This is a genomic window from Candidatus Chloroploca asiatica (assembly GCF_002532075.1).
GTDB lineage: Bacteria > Chloroflexota > Chloroflexia > Chloroflexales > Chloroflexaceae > Chloroploca > Chloroploca asiatica.
This window is the reverse complement of record NZ_LYXE01000059.1, coordinates 69,546-89,234: the sequence shown is the minus strand read 5'-3', so window position 1 is coordinate 89,234 and position 19,689 is coordinate 69,546. Positions and strand designations below refer to the sequence as shown.

The following is a 19,689-nucleotide window of genomic DNA, read 5'->3' as shown; positions in this document are numbered from 1 at the left end:
TCCATCGTGTCCTCCTGAAGCGTTCGATCATTCCTTCAGAAGGATACACGATGGGCTACCACTTTGACGTAGCCCTAGTCAATCGCCATCGCGGTTGACGACATACGGGCTACCTGGTATAATCACCCCGTTAGCCGAAGTGGCGGAATGGCAGACGCGGAAGTCTCAAAAACTTCTGAGGGCAACCTCGTGTGGGTTCGAGTCCCACCTTCGGCACCATTCCTCATCAGGCTTTTGGCGGGGCGTGGCTCAGCCCGGTAGAGCGCCGCGTTCGGGTCGCGGAGGTCGGTGGTTCAAATCCACTCGCCCCGACCAATTCAAGAGGTGCCTGTGTTCTACACAGGCACTTTTGGTGTTTGTAGCATTTTGAATGGCTGGTGAGGCTGCTCGTATGCGCCTTCTTTTTGCTTTACGGCCTGGCCGTCTCCTGGGGACGTTCTTGCTGACAGGGTTGCTGCTCTTCGCTAGTTCGTGTGGCGATCTGGCCGCGGCTCTGCCTGAGCGTCCTACACCCGTGCCAACCCTTGCCCGATTGCCCAGTGTGACCCCGGTTACCCCGAGTCCAACGCCGTCAGTGACGCCGTTGCCGACGCTGACGCCGACACCTTTGCCACTCAGGGGCACTGTGGCGGTGACCGCCAATGTGCGCTCTGGCCCTGGAACTGATTTTACTCCCGTCGGGGTTTTTGAGGCTGGTGCCCCGGTGATCCTGGTGAGCCGGAACGGTGATTGGTTTGAGATCATTGGCCCCGGTGAGTTGCGCGGCTGGATGTTCTTGCAAGTGCTTGAAATTGATCCAACCACGGCTGCCGCTGTGCCCGAGAGCGATCCGTGATGCAGTGGTATCATAATGGTGCGGCGCGGTTTGGTGATGTTTTGTCACCCCACGCTCCCATATAGGGAATGGAGCACGGCGATCGCTCCTCCTCTCATTGCAACCAGGAGCCTGTATGTACCTCTTTAGTTCACTTTCGCGGATCAAAGAACCTTTTCATGTCCCACTGGATCGCCCGATCACGCTCTATGTGTGTGGGGTGACGCCCTACGATACAACGCATATCGGCCATGCCCGTACCTTTCTCGTCTTTGATCTGCTCGTGCGCTATCTGCGCTGGCAGGGGGCCGAGGTGCGCTATTGCCAGAATGTCACTGATATTGATGACCCGCTCTTTGAACGGGCGCGCCGTGATGGCGTCAGTTGGCAACAATTGTCCGAGCAACAGACTGATCAATTGCTCACCGATTATACCGGGATGAACATCCTGATGCCGACCTATTTCCCGCGCGCCAGCGAGGAGATAGATGCAATGCTGCCGATGATCCAGCGCTTGATCGAGCTTGGCCATGCCTATGAGGTTGAGGGGGAAGTCTACTTTAGCATCAAGACTGACCCTGAGTTCGGCAAAATGGCCCGCATGGGGTACGAAGAGTTGCTCGCGCTGGCGAATCAGCGGGGCAATAAGCCCCACGATCCCAAGAAGCGCGACCCGCTCGATTTTGTGCTCTGGCAACGCGGCCAGCCCGATGATCCCACCTGGCCAAGCCCGTGGGGAATAGGACGCCCGGGGTGGCATATCGAGTGTAGCGCGATGTCAACGCGCTACCTTGGCGACCAGATTGATATTCACGGAGGCGGGGCCGACCTGCTTTTCCCGCACCATCCTTGTGAAATCGCCCAGACCGAGCCAGTCACCGGTAAACGGCCTTTTGTCCATATCTGGATGCATGCCGGCCTGGTCTGGCTCGATGGCGAAAAGATGAGCAAGTCGCGGGGCAATCTCGTCTTTGCGCGTGATGCGCTGCGCGAGCATGGCCCCAACGCGCTCCGCTGGTATCTGCTCTCTCAGCACTACCGTGAGGATTTTGACTATAGTCCCGCCGCGATGCCGCACTATGTGCAGTTGGCCGCAGATTTCATCGAGGCGGTGACGGTGATCAGCGGAAGTGGCCCCGAGCTTGATCTGACCCCGGTGCTGCAAGAATTCGATGCGGCAATGGCAGATGATTTGAATACCCCGGCGGCGCTTGCCTTGTTGCACGCGATGGCCGGTGAGATTCGGGCCGCTGCTGCCGACGGCCGCAAGGTTGAGGCGGCGGTTGAAGAAGTCCGGGATCGGGCAATCATGATGGGCTTTGTGCTGCAATAAGCGTTGCCCTGAGCCAACTTTTGTGCCCTGGAACAAGTCAGCAGAACTGACTTGTTCCAGGGCACAACGTCTTACACAACCTCGATCTGATCCTTGCCGCCATAGACGGTCCACCAGGGTTTGGCACCCTGGGCGAGGATCGCGTTGAGTGCCTTGACATTGGCGACACCGCGGTCTTCGAGCCACTCTTCGAGGGCCTCAACGCCCTTCTCGCCATAGACTGGAATGCCATCCTGCCAGGTCGCCCGGCCACAGAGCACACCCGAGAAGGGGGTGCCAGCCTCGGCAGCGAGTTCAAGCGTCTCGCGGAAGACCTCGTCAGTGACGCCAGCACTGAGGTAGATAAAGGGCTTGGTTGAAACACTGGCAGCCTCACGGAAGAGCTCGGCAGCCTCGGCGCGGGTGTAGGCCTTCTCGCCGGCAAAGACCTGCATCCCCTCAACGAACTTCACATTGACCGGCACCTCAACCTTGAGCACATCAACGCCATATTGTGGCTTCGAGAACTCGGCCATATAGGCGGTAACATACTTTGGCTTGGCCTTGGCATACGCCAGCGACTTCTCGTCCATGGCATCATCGTAGGCAATGGGCTCAAGGAAGAACGGAATATCGTTGGCGACACATTCTGCGCCGATGCGCTCAATGAAGGCATGCTTGATCTCGTTGACCGTTTTGTCATCAAAGGGATTGTAGTAGAGCAGGATCTTGACAGCATCGCCACCAGCAGCCTTGATGCGCCGGACACTCCACTCGCCAAGCAGGTCAGGCAGACGACCAGGCACGGTCGCGTCATAGCCGGTCTTCTCGTAGGCCAGCAGAACCCCGGTTCCGGGGGCCTTGTGTTCAAGGGCCGGCAGACCATACTCGGGATCCATCAGGATCGCGGTCGAATGTTTGGTCAACACCCGTGTAATCGACGTCTTGAAAGCCGTGAGGTCACTGTTGGAAGCCTCGGAACCGCGTGCTTTCGCGATCGCCTTCTTGAGGGATCCGCGCTGATCCATCGCGGCAGCGGCAATGATTCCCTTGTCGTCAGCACACGCCTGAATACCTGCGAATTTGCCCTTTGTGATTTGCACTTTCCCCATCGTACTCGCTCCTTTGCAGAGAACTTTACCTGCGTCTTGGCTCGAACCATAAACCGCGTCTATTATACCCGAAGATAGGGGCAAAACAAAGGTCACATTGTGTTAACCAGGGATTGAAGTCATGGTACAATAGCATAACATTGTACCCTGTGATAGCACACGAAATACCTGGAGGAAGAATGAAACAGGTAATGAGTGCGTTTGCCTTTGTGCTCGGGCTTGTCCTCGGGCTCATTGGAGGCGCTGCACTTCTGGCCTATGCCTATCAGGCCGCTGGCCTTTATCCACCTGATGACGCGACGATCAAATTCATTGCCCGTGAGCGCGGTTGGTTGCGTGACGACGTATAAGTAGTTTCAAACCTTTGTCCGTAGTTGGTTGTCGGAAATGCATGCGCACAGCTTGTGCAAGGCTGATGACCAGCTACGGTCTTTGTATCTACCGCACAAGGAGGTGCCTGCATGGAACGACCATGGTTTGCAAGCTATGAGCCGGATGTAGTCCGAACCCTCACCTACCCCGATCAGTCGTTGAGTGATCTGCTCAATGAGACTGCCCGTGCCTTTCCTGACAAGATCGCGACCAATTTTGTGCTCAGTTATCTGCTCGGTGAGCGTTTTACCGTCGGTGGGCGCATGACCTATCGTCAACTCAACGAGCAGGTTGACCGCATGGCGACGGCCCTCTACCAGCTTGGTGTCCGCAAAGGTGAGCGGGTCGCCATTATGTTGCCCAACTCGCCCCATTACATTATTAGTTTCTTTGCGGCGATGCGCATCGGGGCGATGGTTGTGAATGTGAATCCAACCTATACGAGCCGTGAGTTGCAGCATCAGTTGGTTGACGCGGGGGCCGAAACGATCGTTATGCTCAACCTTTTCTGGCCCCGTTTGCGTGAAATTCGTGCTGAAACGCCCGTCAAACGTACGATTATTGCCTATGTCTTTGATACGCTCTCCTTTCCTTCCAACTTCCTGGTGAAAAGCAAGCAGAAACGGACGCCTGAGTGGGTTGATGTGCAACCCGAGTCGGATATCTTCTTTTTTGCGAGGTTGCTTGAGAAGTATGCCCCTACGCCACCACGCGCTGAAGTCGGCGCTATGGATACGGCGCTCTTGCAGTATACCGGTGGCACGACCGGCTTGCCCAAGGCGGCGATGCTGTCGCACCGTAACCTGATTGCCAATGCCATGATGATCCAGGCCTGGCTTCCCAAGGGCAAACGTGGGGCCGAGAAGATGATGGCCGCCATTCCCTTCTTCCACGTGTATGGCATGACCGTGGCGATGATCTATTCGATCTCGATGGGGGCCGAGATTGTGATTGTGCCCAATCCTCGCCCGATTGATAATGTGATGAAGGTGATCCAGAAAGAGCGCTGTACGCTCTATCCGGGTGTGCCGGCGATGTATATTGGCATTATTAATCACCCTGATGTCGGCAAGTATGACCTGAAAAGTGTCACGGCCTGTATCTCTGGCTCGGCTCCATTGCCTATCGAAGTCCAGGAGAAGTTTGGGCAGATTACCGGCGGGCGTCTGGTCGAGGGCTTTGGCATGACCGAGTGTAGCCCGGTGACGCACTGCAATCCGGTCTTTGGGACACGCAAAGGCGGCAGTGTTGGCATTCCGGTGCCTGATACCGATGCCAAGATTGTTGATCTGGAGACCGGTGAGTCGCTGCCGTTTGATAACGAGGCGCAGGGTGAACTTTGTGTCCGTGGCCCCCAGATTATGCAGGGCTATTGGAATCGCCCCGAAGAGACGGCCCAGACCATTGATGCCGATGGCTGGCTGCGCACCGGCGATATCTGCAAGGTTGACCCCGAAGGCTACTTCTATGTGGTTGACCGCAAGAAGGATATGATTATCGCCAGTGGCTTCAAGGTGCTGCCCCGTGACGTGGAAGAGGTGCTCTATATGCATCCCAAAGTCATGGAGGCCGTCGTGGTCGGCATTCCGAACCCCAAGCGTGGTGATGATACCGTCAAGGCCTTTATTGTGCCGAAGACCGGTGAGAACCCAACGCCCGATGAGATCAAGGAGTTTTGCAAGATCCATCTTGCGAGCTACAAGATCCCGCGTGAGGTTGAGTTCCGCACCGAATTGCCCAAGACCATGGTCGGCAAGATCCTCCGCCGGGTCTTGATCGAAGAAGAGAAAGCCCGCCAGAAGGGCGAAACGACCGCTCAGACACCGGCGTAAGGTTAAGGTTGAGACGTCAAAACGGCCAGCTCTGCTGGCCGTTTTGACGTCTCAGCGTTGAAGGAGCCACTGAAACAGTTGGGCCAAAGCACGCGCCTGCACAGCGCAACCCAAGGCAATCCATGCTACAGTGTATACGATGATAACACTGAGCTTTATCTATCCGGCAGCATTGCTGCTTCTGGGTTTGCTTCCGTTGCTCTGGCTCTTTGCCTGGGCGACGCGTGCCCCTAATCTGGTGCGCCTCGGTCGTCGCCGTTTTGGGGCGTTGCTGGTGTTGCGCAGTCTGATGTTGCTGGCGCTTGTGCTGGCGCTCGCTGGCACGCAGCTTGTCCGTCCGAGCGAGCAGACGGCGGTGGTCTTTTTGCTTGATGGCAGCGATTCGTTTGCGCCGGCGTTGCGCGAAGAGGCGCTGGCCTATGTCAATCAGGCGATGGAGGCGGGCGAGCCGACGGATCGTGCGGCTATGGTTGTTTTTGGGGCCGATCCCGCTGTCGAGCGGGCCGCCGTGCCGGTGGCTCCGCTCAATCGTGTAACGTCGGTTGTGACGCCGAGTCGGACCAATATCGCCGAGGCGATCCAGCTTGGGCTCGCTCTCTTGCCTGCTGATGCGCAGAAACGCATTGTGTTGCTTTCGGATGGGGTCGAGAATACGGGGCGCGCGGTCGAGGCTGCGCGCATCGCTGCGCTGCGAGGGGTGCCGATTGAGGTGGTGCCCTTTGTCGCTACGAGTGGCCCCGATCTACTGGTGACCGCCCTTGATGTGCCTGCGACAGCGCGCGAGGGTCAGTCATTGCCACTGACAGTGCGTTTTCAGAGCAATGTTGCGACGACGGCGCGGGTTGAGCTCCTGGCTGATGGTGAGCTGGTTGCGGTTGAAGAGGCGTTGCCGGTTGCCGTTGGTGCGGGCACCTTGCAATTCAATCTGCCGGTTGGCGAAGCCGGTTTCCGACGCTTTGAGGTGCGGATGACTTCGCCGGTTGATACGCAGGCGCTCAATAATCGGGCAACAGCTTTTACCCAGGTCGAGGGTCCGCCACGTGTGCTTATCGTTGCTTCAGCGGAGGATCGGGCGGCACCGCTGCGGGCGGCCCTTGAGGCTGGCGAGGTGCGGGTTGAGGTGCGTGCGCCTGCCCAGGTGCCCGCCCAGGTGACACAGTTGCGCCAGTTCGCCGCCGTCTTTCTCGTTGATGTGCCCGCCCCCGCGCTTGCCCCCGAGGTGCAGCGTGCGCTGACCATCTATGTCCGCGAGCAGGGCGGTGGTCTGGCGATGATTGGGGGTACCGAAGCGTTTGGGGCTGGGGGGTGGCGCCGTACGCCACTGGCCGAGATTCTGCCCGTTGACCTCAATCCACGTAGCCAGGAAGAACGCCCTGATCTCGCCCTTGTCCTGGTGCTTGATCGTAGTGGCAGTATGTCTGATACGGCTGGCCCTGGGCGTAATCGCCTCGATCTGGCGAAGGATGCCGTCATTCTCGCGACGCAGGGTCTTGCTGAACAAGATCAGCTTGGCATCTTCGTCTTTGATGATGTGGCGCAGACGGTGCTGCCGCTTCAGCCTTTCACTGATCTCTTGCTGGTTGAAGAGGCCCTCGGGCGCATCAGCATTGGTGGCGGAACCAATATTCGCGCCGGGGTGGCGCTGGGGGCCGATGCGCTCGATGCGGTTGATGCGCGGGTCAAGCATTTGATCCTCTTGACCGATGGCCTCGATAGTAGCAACTATACTGACCTGATTGACCGGATGCGCGCCGATGGGTCGACCATCACGATTGTCTCGATAGGTGGCGAGGCTAATCCAAGCCTTGAAGGACTCGCCGAACGGGGCGGTGGCGCGTTTTATCGGGTGTTGCAGGCCCAGGATGTGCCTGCGATCTTCTTGAATGAGACGATCCGTGTTGCTGGGCGCGATCTGGTGGAGGAGCGCTTTTTGCCCGCAATTGTGCTCAATGCGCCCCCCATCCGTGGCCTTGGCCCGCTGCCGCCGTTGAATGGCTACAACGCGACCGCTGCGCGCCCCGCTGCCCGCACCTTGCTTGTGGCCCCCGACGGTGAACCGTTGCTTGCGGTGTGGCAGGTTGGGCTCGGGCGTGTGCTCGCCTGGACGAGCGATCTCAAGGCGCAGTGGGCGACCGATTGGCTCGCCTGGGAGGGCTTTGCGCCTTTTGCGACCGGTCTGGTTGATGCGGTGCTCCCACCCGCCTCCTCGGGCCGGATGAGTCTTGAAGCACGCGCTGAAGGTAGCGAAATCCTGCTCGATCTCTTTGTTTTTGGTGAGGATGGGCGCATGGCGCTGACGGGTGAGGTAACGGGTCGTCTGCTTGATCCTGCGGAACGTGGTGTCCCGGTCGCTTTTCGCCAGGTCGGGCCGGGGCGGTTTCGCGCCGTTGTTCCCGCCCCTGATCCCGGGGTCTATCTGGCCCAGGTGACGGCGTCTGATCTGCAAGGCGAGGTTTTTGCCACAACCAGTGCGGGAGTGGCAGTCAGTTATTCGCCTGAGTATGCGCCGAGTATTGATGGACAGGTTCTGCTCAATGATCTGGCCGCAGTGACGGGCGGGCGCGTTGCCCCGCCTCCAGCGAGTCTCTTTGAACCGGCAGGGCAGCGGGTCGGGCGGGTCAATGAGATCGGCTTGCCCTTGCTCTGGCTTGCCCTGGTGCTCTTGCCGTTTGATATTGCCCTGCGGCGACTCTTTTTGCGCCAGATCGAACTCCCCGCGCTCTTCAAGCGACGGCGCCGCTCGACATCATCTGGGGCAGAGGTGGGTCTTGATCCGGCCCTGATTCGCCTGCGTACGGCACGTACACAGCCCTCGACACCTCCCTCCGCTCGTGATAACGCGGCGGCTTCCACGCCCAGCACCGCTGCGCTCCCTGACCCGCGTGAACAACCCGCGCCTTCGCCCTCCAGGCCAACGCGCACATCGCCAAACTCTGATGACGATACGCTGGCGACCCTGCTTGCGGCCCGTCAGCGGCGTAAATGATGTGCAGAGGGTGAGCGCCTGTAAAGGCACGCTGTGATTCCTCTTAAACCGCATTGCTATGCTGTGTAGCAGTGTAGCTTCTTAAACACCTCGCAACCTCGCTCGGGCGAATGTTTAGGAATAATTTATAAATAATTGCTATGATGACCAGACATTGTGGTGTCATGTCGGTTGGTGTTGGTTGGGTGCAACTTGGTGGCTGCAAGGTTGGCCTGGGTATTGCCCTGGTGATCCGCAGTCATCAACGCTCAACACGGGTGCTTTCCACTGACCACAATAAATTCCTGTTATCTGTTTGGCAATGCGAAGCATAGGAGCGAGCGTATGCGTCGGATAGTCTCTTCACCCTTTTTCTTTGGTGGTTTATTCCTTGGTCTCTTGCTGGTGTTGAGCAGTTTTGCTGCCTCCCTGGTAAGTGCGACCGTGCCAAATCGCCAGCCGTGGGTTCATGTTGCGGGTACCTGTGACCCTGCGGTTCAAGGCGCGGTCTTCACCAGTGCCAATGAAAATTGTGGTGGCCCGGGACAAGGCTTTGATGCGAATGAAATCTATGCTTCGGTGATTTTGCAAGATACAGCGACGAGCATTGCGCCCTGCCCTGGGATTGCCGAAGGTGAGACCTGCTATCGTATGTGGTATACCGGGGTTGCGACGAGCGGCCTTCGACGGATTGGGTATGCTATCTCACCTGATGGCCGTACGTGGACGCGGGTGCCTGGCCTCGCCGGGTTGGGGAGTGTGCTTGGGGCTGGGCCAACCGGTCGTTTTGATAGCGCCGAGGTTTCATTCCCGACGGTGGTTCGCACGGCTACTGGCTTTACCATGTGGTATGTCGGTGGCAACGGTAGCCTCTTTAGCCTGGGGATGGCGACTTCAACCGATGGTCTAAACTGGACCCGCGTGGAGGGGCCACTGACCGGTGGAAGTGTGTTGCGCCCCTCGGGCCTTGATGGCACCTTTGACCAGGATATTGTGGCGGCCCCCCGCGTCATTGTTGATCAGGCAAGTACGCTGGCCCCGTGTGAAAATGGGCGTACCAGTGGGGCCTGTTATCGCATGTGGTACCAGGGTGTGGATGTGAGTCCAGTCTATACCTATTTGATCGGCCACGCTGTGTCGCCCGACGGCCTGAACTGGACGCGGCTTGCTGGCGCGGGGTATGGCGGAGCCGTGATTGATCGCGGACCGGCAGGCACGTTTGATGCGGCCAATGCAGCGGTGCCGGCGGTGATCAAAGATGGTGCGCTCTATCGGATGTGGTACGATGCCCGCTCAACGGGTGGTCAGGCGACCATTGGTCACGTTGTCTCGACCGATGGGGTGAACTGGGTGCGTCCTGTGCCAAACGATCCGGTCTGGCGTGGGAGTGATGATCCTGGCACCCTGAGCCCTGATGACCTCTGGGCACCCGCCGTGGTCAAAGACGGTGCGACCTACCGCATCTGGTACAACCACACGATCCGCCCCAATGCTCGTCGGCTCAGTTATGCCACGATGACTCCCGGTACATCGTTTGCCGATCTCCAACTGACGAATACCGCGACAACCTATACCCTCACCTTTACCAGTCAGGCGATTCCCGCTGGGGGAAGTGTGCTCGTCACTCTTCCTGCCAGTGTGCCGTTTGCCCAGGTGACGCCTGGCAATGTGACCGGCTTTGGCGCAACGGCCACGCTGGTCGCTGAGGCCGATGCCATCACTGATGCCGCCTCGGGCAATCTGGCCCGTGGGGCGTTGCTGGTGCGCCTGCCCGATGGTGCGCCGGCTGGGGCGAAAACCATTGCCTTTACGCTTGCTGTGCAGCCATCGGCCGATAGTGCGGTGCTGGTGCAGACCTTTGATGCTCGCGAGGTGCTGCAATATGGCAATGCTACCGTCGTTGGTTCGGGTTTGCCAACGCCAACCCCGCTTCCGACTAGTACCCCTGTGCCGACGCTGACGAGTACGCCACTCCCCACCAATACTCCTGGCCCTACCAGTACGCCGGGGCCGACTAGTACGCCGACTACGCCACCGACAAATACGCCACTCCCCACCAGTACACCACTCCCAACGCCTGGGCCGGCCGCTAACAATCAGCCCTGGCAGAGCGTGCCCGGAACGTGTCCCGAAAGTCTGAATGGGGCGATCTTTGGGTTGGCCGGTGACAATTGTGGCGGCAATGGAACCAGTTTTGATGTGACCGAGATCTTCCCGCCCCAGGTACTGCGTGATGATGCCCGTGTCGGTGCCCCCTGCGAAAATGGTCGTACCAGTGGTCTCTGTTATCGTATGTGGTATGTTGGCACTGGCCCCGCCCCGCTGCAAGAGCGGCGCATTGGCTATGCCATCTCACCTGATGGCATTACCTGGACACGTGTGCCAGGCAATGGGACGGGGGGCAGTGTTTTTGAGGCCTCAGGTCAGAACGGGACATTCGATGCGGCTGGTGTTTCGACGATGAATATCATTCGTTTCGGCGCGACCTATCGGATGTACTACACCGGTTTTCGTGATGCCTCTAGCATTGATGGCATCGGTCTCGCCGAGTCGCAGGATGGGATCACGTGGACACGTGTGCCGGGCAATCTGGCGGGTGGCGCTCTCTTGCGCGCCTCGGGTGTGCCTGGTCAATTTGATGGAACCTATATCGTCGCGCCTGCGGTGCTGATCGATCAGGCAAGCACGACTGCCCCTTGTGAAAATGGGCGGACGACGGGTACCTGCCATCGGATGTGGTTTGAAGGGGTGAGCACGAGTCCTGCTTATACCTTCCGGATTGGTTATGCCGTGTCACCTGATGGTGTGATCTGGACCCGCATTGCCACCAATCCCGATGGCTCAATTATTGCTCCGGGCACGTTCGGCACGTTTGATGATAACAACATCGGTGTGCCGGCGGTGATGAAGGATGGAGTCTTTTATCGGATGTGGTATGAAGCCGCGGGGTATACGGCCGGGTATACCACAGGCTATATTGTTTCAACCGATGGCATCAACTGGGTGCGCCCATCACCGAATCAGCCAGTCTGGACTGGGGCCAATGATGCAATTATCGCCGGTTCACCCGATGAGGTCTGGGCGGTGCGGATGTTGAAAGAGGGTTCGCGGTATCGTCTCTACTACACGACGAGCACCCGCCCCAATTCACGCCGCTTTGCGCTCGCCGAGATGCAGCCTGGGGCTCCCTTGACCGACGTGAGTCTCACCTCGGCAGGCAATGACCATACGATCTTCTTTACGACCCCGAGCCTCCCGGTTGGTGGCAGCGTTCTGGTCACGTTGCCGCCCACGGTGGATATTGCAACCGTGACGGTGACCGGGCTTGGCGGTTTTGGTGAAGGCGCAACCTTTGTTGCCGAACCCGGAGCGGTGACTGATGCCTATGCTGCTGGTACGGCCCGTGGGGCGTTGCTGGTGCGCTTGCCGAATGGTGCACCGGCGGGTCAAAAGGGGCTGAGCTTTAGCTTGACTGGTCCGGTGCCCGGCGAAGGGACGACGCTCATCCAGGCGTTCAATACCCGTGAGGTTGTTGGGTATGCCGAGGTTGATCTGCCTTCGATCCCGCTGCCCTCGCCAACGATCGGCCCGTCACCGACGCCAACGAATACGCCCATCCCAACGAATACGCCCATCCCAACGAATACGCCCGTACCGGGAAGTAACTTTGCACTGGCGTTTGATGGGGTCAACGATGACCTGCGGGGTGACGCGATTGCCGGCTTGAATGGCACGCAGACGGTCGAGTTCTGGCTCCGCCCGAATGTGGCCGGGCAGAATGGGGTTATTCTTGCGACGACCAACGATGCAAGCGGCTGGTCGCTGGAGTTGGAGAGCGGGCGGATCACCTGGTGGATCTACACCGCTGCCGGGCAATGGCAGGGAGTAACACACCCGGTGGCGCTACCGGCCGGAACCTGGAGCCACGTGGCGGCAACGTACAATGCGGGGGTCGCGCAGATCTTCGTCAATGGTACGGGCGGCACGGCGACGACGGTCGGGACGATCACTGCTGGGCCTCGGGTGCGGGTTGGTGGGTTGACCCCGTACGGCTTTGTGAATGCGCAAATCGACGAGGTGCGCTTCTCAAACAATGTGCGCTACGCGGCCAACTTCACCGTGCCAGCTGCCGCGTTTATGCCCGACGCTAACACCCTTGCGCTCTTCAGTTTTGATGAAGCCAATGGTCAAACGACCACGGATCGCAGTGGCAATGGGTATGTGCTGACGCTGGGGGCTTCGACCAATGCGGCGAATGATGACCCGACCTGGGTTGCCTCGTCGGCTCCGACCGAGGGCAGTGGTGCGGTGCCAACGCCGACCAACACTGCTACGCCTGCGCCGACCTCGACGCCTGGCCCGTCACCGACACCAACCAATACGCCCATTCCAACCAATACGCCCATCCCAACCAATACGCCGGTACCGGGAAGCAACTTTGCACTGGCGTTTGATGGGGTCAACGATGACCTACGGGGTGACGCGATTGCCGGCTTGAATGGGACGCAGACGGTTGAGTTCTGGCTGCGCCCGAATACAGCCGGGCAGAATGGCGTGATCCTGGCGACGACCAACGATGCAAGTGGCTGGTCGCTCGAACTGGACGGCGGGCGGATCACCTGGTGGATCTATACCGCTGCCGGGCAATGGCAGGGGTTGACGCACCCGGTGGCGCTACCGGCCGGAACCTGGAGCCACGTGGCGGCGACGTACAATGCGGGGGTCGCGCAGCTCTTTGTCAATGGTACGGGTGGCACGGCGACGACGGTCGGGACGATCACTGCCGGACCTCGGGTGCGGGTTGGCGGTTTGGCTCCGTATGGCTTTGTGAATGCGCAAATCGATGAATTGCGCTTCTCGAACAGTGTGCGCTATGCGACCAACTTTACCGTGCCGACCGCCGCGTTTCTGCCCGACGCCAACACCCTTGCGCTCTTCAGTTTTGACGAGGCCAACGGTCAAACGACCACGGATCGCAGTGGCAATGGGTATGTGCTGACGCTGGGGGCTTCGGCAAATGCGGCGAATGACGACCCGACCTGGGTTGCCTCGTCGGCCCCGACCGAGGGCAGTGGTGCGGTGCCAACGCCAACCAACACCGCGACGCCTGCGTCGACCTCGACGCCTGGCCCGTCACCGACGCCCACCAACACACCACTTCCAACGAATACACCGATACCGACCAGCACGCCGGTGCCTGGCACCAACTTTGCACTGGCGTTTGACGGGGCCAACGATGACTTGCGCGGTATTGCCATTGCCGGGTTGAATGGCACGCAGACCGTCGAGTTCTGGCTGCGCCCGAACACAGCCGGGCAGAATGGCGTGATCCTAGCGACGACCGACGATGCAAGCGGCTGGTCGCTTGAACTGGACGGTGGACGGATTACCTGGTGGATCTACACCGCTGCCGGGCAATGGCAGGGGTTGACGCACCCGGTGGCGTTGACCGCCGGAACCTGGAGCCACGTGGCGGCGACGTACAATGCGGGGGTTGCGCAGATCTTTGTCAATGGTACGGGCGGCACGGCGACGACGGTCGGGACGATCACCGCCGGGCCTCGCTTGCGTGTTGGTGGGTTGTTGCCCTATGGCTTTGTGAACGCGCAACTCGACGAATTGCGCTTCTCGAACAATGTGCGCTATGCAGCCAACTTTGGTGTCCCGACAGCACCTTTTGCGCCCGACGCCAATACGCTCGCGCTCTTTAATTTCAATGAAGGCGCTGGTCAGACGGTGGCTGATGCGCAGAGTCCCTATACCCTGACCCTCGGGGCCACAGCGAACGCTGAGAATGACGACCCAACCTGGGTGGCTTCGACCGTTCCGTTCAATTAGGAAGTTGAACATGCCATCATTGCGCTACCTGACAAGACTCATGGGCTATCTGCCCCTGGTCTTGCTGCTGCTCAATACCTGTGGTGCCACCGCACCGACGACGGCCACCGCACCGACGGCGGCTATGACGGCGGCCACTGCGCCTACCCTTGACCCGGTGCCTACCACTGCCCCCGCACCTGCACCTGCCGCTGAGCGCGGTTTTGCCCTGCGTTTTTTTGGCACGAATACCGATGACCGTGATCGCGTCAAGATCCCTCTTGGGCCACTTGACGCCCAGGGTCGTCTCACTAGTTCAAGCCCTGTGAATATCGGTGGCGATTTTACAATTGAATTCTGGATGAAAGCCGAAGCCGCTGAAAATAGCGCCGGCGATTGTACGGGGCAGGGATGGTACTATGGCAACATCATCATTGACCGTGATGTCTTTGGTGACGATATTCCTGACTATGGCATCGCCCTGTGTGCTGGGCGCATTGTTTTTGGCGTCAATACCGGCAACAATGATCACTTACTCGTCGGTGAAACCGTTGTCACGACAAATCAGTGGCATCATATTGCGGTCACACGGAGCATGACAGGTCAGATGCGCATCTTTGTTGATGGGCAACTCGATGCTACGACCAACGGGCCTGCGGGCGACCTGGCCTACCCCCTCGGACGCACAACCGACTGGCCGCTCAGTGATCCCTACCTCGTCTTCGCCGCCGAAAAACACGACTATCCTGGGAGCCTGGGTTTTGCTGGCTACCTTGACGACATTCACCTCGCGAGCATTGTGCGTTACACCAGTTCATTCCAGCGACCAGATGGCCCCCATCGTGCCGATCAGCACAGCATTGCGCTCTATCGCTTTGATGAAGGGGAAGGGCGCACGATCACCGATGCGTTGGGCAACGCCAGCCCCGGCATACTCAACCCGAACCAGAACGACCCGAGCCGTCACTGGGCGAGTGAGACCCCCTTTGCCCCACCAACGCGGGCATGGCAACTCTTTTTGCCCATGATTTAGGGCTGACGCTTGTGCCCACGAAAACGGCCAGTCTCACTGGCCGTTTTCGTGGGCACAAGCGTCATGTTTTGCTGGCTTATTGCGGATCGGGCAGCGCGGCCTGTTGCAATACGACCAGCGTTTCGATATGAGGCGTTTGCGGAAAGAGATCAATCGGTTGCAGCAGTTGGATCTGATACCCGGCGCGGAGCAGAGGCATCAGATCGCGCCCAAGAATCCCTGGGTGGCACGAGATATAGACAATGCGTGGAGGAGCCAGGCGGATCAGTTCGGTAAGCACACTCGGGTGGCACCCGCGGCGCGGCGGATCGAGCACAACGCCATCGAACCGTTCCTCCATCCGCACGAGGGCTCGTTCCACCGAAGCCCGCAGAAAATTCACGCCACCAATGCCATTGAGCGCAGCTGAGCGTTCACCATCAGTCACGGCATCCCAGTGATCTTCAATTGCTGTCACTTTTGCCCCTGCCGCAGCCAGCGGCAAAGCAAAGGTGCCAACCCCACTGTAGAGATCAAGCAGATGTTGCCCCGGCGCTGGCTCGAGGGCTTGTTTGACCAGTGCCAACATTTGCTCGGCCTGGGGCAGATTCACCTGAAAAAAACTGGTTGGGCTTAGCGAAAAGACAATCTCGTCCAGGTGATCGTGCAACGACGCCACCCCCACGATGGCCTTGTGGGTTCGGTGAAACTCGGCGTCATCGAGGCACACGCCGGCGAGCGATGCTACCTCATCGAACCAGGCGTGGGCCAGGCGTTGCAGGGCGGCAGGGTCGGCCCCTGGCGCGGGATGCAGGGTACCCAGGCTATACCCAAAAGCCACACTTGCCCGCAGACTGACCTCACGCACCAGGCGTAGCCGCGAACCGATTACCGCGTCTGCTTCACCGACAACCTTGCGCAATCCAGCGAGAGCCTCATTGAGCGCAGGCAGCAACAGCGGGTCATGCGGCAAATCGATCACCGTACGACTGCCACTGGCATAATAGCCACAATCGCTTCCATCGCAGTGGAGGGTTGCCGCATTGCGGTAGCCCCAGGGATGGGGGGCAACAAGCATCGGACTAAGCGGGGCACGATCCACGCCGGCCAGTTTGGCCAGTTGCTCGCGCAGAATCGTCTCTTTGAAGCGCACCTGCGCATCATAGGCAATATGCTGCCATGGCGCGTGATTACTAGTGTCTAACACGGGTTGCACGCGATCAGGTGAAGCGGTGATCACCTCAACGACTTCGCCACGGGCATAACTACTTTTGCGTTCAGTCAGACGGACACGGACTTCTTCACCGGGCAGACCGCCACGCGCAAAGACAACCATCCCGTCACTCCGCCCCACCCCATCCCCACCTTGAGCAATGCCCTCGATCGTTATATGAAGTTCGTGTATCTGCATCCGAGGTCGTCGCTCCACCTCATGTTGCTAGCGCAACTCAAAAATTTCTTTATTGACCAGTTCAATATCAACGGGATATTTGCCAGTGAAACAGCCACGGCAGAAAGTATCATCCCCGTGACGACTGGCTTTGATTAGCCCTTCGAGGCTCAGATAGGCGAGGCTATCGGCCCCAAGATGCTCGCAAATCTGGGGAATGGTCAGGCGATGGGCAATCAATTCGGGATAGGTTGCCATATCGACCCCAAGAAAGCAGGGATGGCGGATGGGAGGTGACGAAACCCGCACATGAACCTCGCTGGCCCCTGCCTCACGCAAGAGCCGGACTATCGGCCCACTGGTATTGCCCCGCACAATGCTATCGTCAATCATGACCACGCGCTTGCCAGCCAGATTATCGGTCAGGGCATTGAATTTCAGGGCAATGCCCACCTGGCGTAACTGGTCATCAGGTTGAATAAATGTCCGCCCGATATAGCGATTCTTAATGAGCCCTTCGGAATAGGGCAAGCCCGACGCCTGAGCATAGCCAATCGCCGCTGGGGTGGCACTATCGGGGACTGGGATCACGACATCAGCCTCGGCGGGAGCCTCACGAGCCAACTCACGCCCTTGCGCGACGCGAACCGCGTGCAGCGCTTTGCCGTGCAACAGACTATCAGGGCGGGCAAAATAGATATACTCAAAGAGGCACTCGGCGGGTTTATGCGCCGGCATATGCGCGATTGTGCGCGGTCCTTCCGTGGTGATCATCAGGATCTCGCCCGGCTCGATCTCCCGTTCAAACGATGCACCGATCGTGCCCAGCGCACAACTCTCTGAGGCAACCACCCACCCTCGCTCACCGAGACGACCAAGGCATATCGGGTGCAGACCAAGCGGATCACGGACAGCAAAGAGCGCATCGCGGGTCAAGACCGTCAGACAGTAGGCACCCTGGGCGCGTACCATAAAGACTTTAAATTTCTCTTCCCAGGTACGTCCTTCGCCACCGGCGAGCATCTGCGTAATCACCTCAGAATCACTCGACCCGGTGAGCCCAACGCCACGCGTCAGCAACTCTTGGCGCAAGGTTGCCGCATTGGTCAGATTGCCATTATGCCCCACTGCAAGGGGACCGAGCACACTCTCGACCACAAATGGTTGGGCATTTTCGAGGCGTGACGACCCGGTTGTTGAATAGCGCGTATGTCCAATCGCCAGATGACCGGCCAGTGGGCGCAAATTCTCTTCATTGAAAACCTGGGAAACCAGACCCATCGCTTTGTGCGAACGGATCGTACGCCCATTTGCCACCGCGATTCCGGCACTCTCTTGCCCGCGATGTTGCAGCGCATAGAGCCCAAAAAAGGTTAGGCGTGCGACATCAGCGTCGGTGGCAACAATGCCAAAAACCCCGCACTCATGAGCGGGCTTATCATCGTGATCCTGAAGCATGTACAAGATAGCACCCATCGGTGCGGAACGACAGACCATTCCGCGTCATCGGCGGGTCATCTGTCCAACCCGCTCGCACGAATAGATTCGCAAGTTGCCGAAGCGGTTCGCCTGTGAAACAGGTACAACTGATCCTACAGGCAGTATAGCATAGCTTGCCAACCATCGGAGAGCTCTGAGGTTTGGAAATCGCTGTCTTGTCAAAGCATGGGCCTCATTGTACAATGACTCTAGAGGATATCTATGCTACAAAACACAAAGCCAGCAACGCTGGCTTTGTGTTTCAGTGATGAAAAGAAAAACATGAAAATCTACACACGAACTGGCGATAGCGGCGAAACAGGCCTCTTTGGTGGTCAGCGCGTGCCAAAAGACGACCTGCGTGTCCATGCCTATGGTACGACCGATGAGTGCAATGCGGCGGTTGGTGTTGCCCGTGCCTCGGGGCTGGATGCCGGGTTAGATGCGTTGCTGTCTGAAGTTCAAAATCAACTCTTTGTTGTGGGTGCCGATCTTGCTACTCCTGGTGAACATGCCCTTGTTCCGCGTGTCTCTGAGGCCGAGATTGCGTTTCTTGAGGCGTCAATTGATCAGTTGGAAGCCGAACTTGCGCCGCTGCGCCAGTTTATTCTGCCCGGTGGTACCTCCGCAGCCGCCCATGTTCATCTCGCTCGTACCATCTGTCGCCGTGCAGAACGCTGGGTCGTGAGTCTTATTCAGCACGAAGATGAAGATGTTAATCCACAGATCCTGATCTATCTCAATCGGCTCTCGGATTTCTTCTTTGTTGCCGCTCGCGCTGCGAATGCCCGCGCTGCCAAGCCTGATGTGCCCTGGGCAAGTCCTCGCACCGCTTCGTCATAGCTGACGGGCCGATCGTATGAGTGGGCTCGCCCAAGTAGATGCGCATCACCTCCGACGAACGGGAACGCAACGCTACCGCAGGTACAGCACGTGGCGAGGCACTAGGATGCCTCGCCACGGTACGCCTGGGTCAGGCGCTCGACATACTTCGCAATGATATCGACCTCCAGATTGACGATGGCCTCCTCGGTCTGCTGCCCCATGATGACGGCCTGTTGGGTGTAGGCGATCATCGCGATGGTAAACGTTGTCTCGTCCAGATCCGCCACTGTCAAGCTTACCCCATCAACCGCGATATAGCCCTTCTCAACGATATAGGGCATTAATTGGCTTGGTGGTTGAATGCGGATGCGCTTTGCATCACCCTCGGGGACAACCCCAACGATTACGCCGATGCCATCCACATGGCCCTGGACATAATGCCCTCCCATCCGTCCGCCAAAGGTCAGCGAGCGTTCGAGATTGACTGGGTCGCCGACCTGCAGTTGTCCGAGATTGGTACGCCGCAGCGTTTCAGGGCTTAGCCCCACACGAAACTGATCCGTCGCGAGATCCGTCACCGTGAGACACGTCCCATTGATGGCAATGCTGTCACCGAGACGCGCTCCCTCGCGAGCGACGCGGCTCGCAATCGTTAGCATGTTATCGCGTTCTTGATCACCGACAATCTGGATTACCCGTCCTATCTCTTCGACAATACCTGTAAACATGACTATTCCTCCGGCTTTTGTATGGTCATCA

The 19,689-nt window shown here is 58.7% G+C and carries 12 protein-coding genes and 2 tRNA genes; 10 read left to right on the top strand and 4 right to left on the bottom strand.

The annotated features are described in order from the left end of the window. Positions 1–133: 133 nt before the first annotated feature. The 4 genes from A9Q02_RS05350 to cysS all read left to right on the top strand — a co-directional run bounded on the left by A9Q02_RS05350 (position 134) and on the right by cysS (position 2,147). Positions 134–219, top strand: a tRNA-Leu gene (locus tag A9Q02_RS05350). 19 nt (positions 220–238) lie between these two features. After that, positions 239–315, top strand: a tRNA-Pro gene (locus A9Q02_RS05345). A gap of 76 nt (positions 316–391) precedes the next feature. Beyond that, positions 392–835, top strand: coding sequence for an SH3 domain-containing protein (locus A9Q02_RS05340; protein ID WP_141508728.1), 444 nt, complete (start codon positions 392–394; stop codon positions 833–835). A gap of 115 nt (positions 836–950) precedes the next feature. After that, a complete protein-coding gene (gene cysS, locus A9Q02_RS05335; protein ID WP_097651313.1) occupies positions 951–2,147 on the top strand; it encodes a cysteine--tRNA ligase in 1,197 nt (398 codons plus the stop codon). 71 nt (positions 2,148–2,218) lie between these two features. On the opposite strand, the gene A9Q02_RS05330 is transcribed toward cysS, so the two are convergent. Then, complete coding sequence (locus tag A9Q02_RS05330; protein WP_097651312.1) at positions 2,219–3,238, bottom strand: tagatose 1,6-diphosphate aldolase; 1,020 nt, start codon at positions 3,236–3,238, stop codon at positions 2,219–2,221. Between the two features lie 179 nt (positions 3,239–3,417). Between A9Q02_RS05330 and A9Q02_RS05325 the strand changes: the two genes are divergently transcribed. The 5 genes from A9Q02_RS05325 (at position 3,418) to A9Q02_RS05305 (ending at position 15,257) form a co-directional block, all read left to right on the top strand. Beyond that, complete coding sequence (locus A9Q02_RS05325; protein ID WP_097651311.1) at positions 3,418–3,588, top strand: hypothetical protein; 171 nt, start codon at positions 3,418–3,420, stop codon at positions 3,586–3,588. A 111-nt stretch (positions 3,589–3,699) separates the two neighbouring features. Next, positions 3,700–5,442, top strand: a complete 1,743-nt coding sequence (locus A9Q02_RS05320; protein ID WP_097651310.1) for a long-chain-fatty-acid--CoA ligase — start codon at positions 3,700–3,702, stop codon at positions 5,440–5,442. 139 nt (positions 5,443–5,581) lie between these two features. Continuing rightward, complete coding sequence (locus A9Q02_RS05315) at positions 5,582–8,428, top strand: VWA domain-containing protein (protein ID WP_097651326.1); 2,847 nt, start codon at positions 5,582–5,584, stop codon at positions 8,426–8,428. Between the two features lie 324 nt (positions 8,429–8,752). Continuing rightward, positions 8,753–14,245 carry a LamG-like jellyroll fold domain-containing protein gene (locus A9Q02_RS05310; RefSeq protein WP_097651309.1) on the top strand — a complete coding sequence of 1,831 codons (5,493 nt, stop codon included), beginning with the start codon at positions 8,753–8,755 and terminating at the stop codon, positions 14,243–14,245. 10 nt (positions 14,246–14,255) lie between these two features. Then, positions 14,256–15,257, top strand: coding sequence for a LamG domain-containing protein (locus A9Q02_RS05305; protein ID WP_245860367.1), 1,002 nt, complete (start codon positions 14,256–14,258; stop codon positions 15,255–15,257). 76 nt (positions 15,258–15,333) lie between these two features. On the opposite strand, the gene rlmD is transcribed toward A9Q02_RS05305, so the two are convergent. Both rlmD and purF read right to left on the bottom strand, forming a co-directional pair. After that, a complete protein-coding gene (gene rlmD / locus A9Q02_RS05300) occupies positions 15,334–16,647 on the bottom strand; it encodes a 23S rRNA (uracil(1939)-C(5))-methyltransferase RlmD (RefSeq protein ID WP_245860365.1) in 1,314 nt (437 codons plus the stop codon). Between the two features lie 27 nt (positions 16,648–16,674). Continuing rightward, positions 16,675–18,084 (bottom strand): amidophosphoribosyltransferase, encoded by a 1,410-nt coding sequence (purF, locus tag A9Q02_RS05295; protein ID WP_172450652.1) that lies wholly within the window; start codon positions 18,082–18,084, stop codon positions 16,675–16,677. Positions 18,085–18,387: 303 nt separating this feature from the next. Here purF and A9Q02_RS05290 point away from each other — a divergent pair, with 303 nt between their 5' ends. Beyond that, entirely contained in the window at positions 18,388–18,948 is a 561-nt protein-coding gene (locus tag A9Q02_RS05290) for a cob(I)yrinic acid a,c-diamide adenosyltransferase (RefSeq protein WP_097651307.1), read from the top strand. A gap of 101 nt (positions 18,949–19,049) precedes the next feature. Here A9Q02_RS05290 and ribE read toward each other — a convergent pair whose 3' ends face one another. Beyond that, positions 19,050–19,658, bottom strand: a complete 609-nt coding sequence (ribE, locus tag A9Q02_RS05285) for a riboflavin synthase (protein ID WP_097651306.1) — start codon at positions 19,656–19,658, stop codon at positions 19,050–19,052. Between the last annotated feature and the right edge of the window lie 31 nt (positions 19,659–19,689).

Excerpts from the sequence above, each read along its gene's own strand:
- cysS (WP_097651313.1), top strand. The coding sequence starts at position 951 with ATGTACCTCTTTAGTTCACTTTCGCGGATCAAAGAACCTTTTCATGTC.
- ribE (WP_097651306.1), bottom strand. The coding sequence starts at position 19,658 with ATGTTTACAGGTATTGTCGAAGAGATAGGACGGGTAATCCAGATTGTC.
- A9Q02_RS05325 (WP_097651311.1), top strand. The coding sequence starts at position 3,418 with ATGAAACAGGTAATGAGTGCGTTTGCCTTTGTGCTCGGGCTTGTCCTC.
- A9Q02_RS05310 (WP_097651309.1), top strand. The coding sequence starts at position 8,753 with ATGCGTCGGATAGTCTCTTCACCCTTTTTCTTTGGTGGTTTATTCCTT.
- A9Q02_RS05315 (WP_097651326.1), top strand. The coding sequence starts at position 5,582 with ATGATAACACTGAGCTTTATCTATCCGGCAGCATTGCTGCTTCTGGGT.
- A9Q02_RS05320 (WP_097651310.1), top strand. The coding sequence starts at position 3,700 with ATGGAACGACCATGGTTTGCAAGCTATGAGCCGGATGTAGTCCGAACC.
- rlmD (WP_245860365.1), bottom strand. The coding sequence starts at position 16,647 with ATGCAGATACACGAACTTCATATAACGATCGAGGGCATTGCTCAAGGT.
- A9Q02_RS05290 (WP_097651307.1), top strand. The coding sequence starts at position 18,388 with ATGAAAATCTACACACGAACTGGCGATAGCGGCGAAACAGGCCTCTTT.
- A9Q02_RS05305 (WP_245860367.1), top strand. The coding sequence starts at position 14,256 with ATGCCATCATTGCGCTACCTGACAAGACTCATGGGCTATCTGCCCCTG.
- A9Q02_RS05330 (WP_097651312.1), bottom strand. The coding sequence starts at position 3,238 with ATGGGGAAAGTGCAAATCACAAAGGGCAAATTCGCAGGTATTCAGGCG.
- A9Q02_RS05340 (WP_141508728.1), top strand. The coding sequence starts at position 392 with ATGCGCCTTCTTTTTGCTTTACGGCCTGGCCGTCTCCTGGGGACGTTC.
- purF (WP_172450652.1), bottom strand. The coding sequence starts at position 18,084 with ATGCTTCAGGATCACGATGATAAGCCCGCTCATGAGTGCGGGGTTTTT.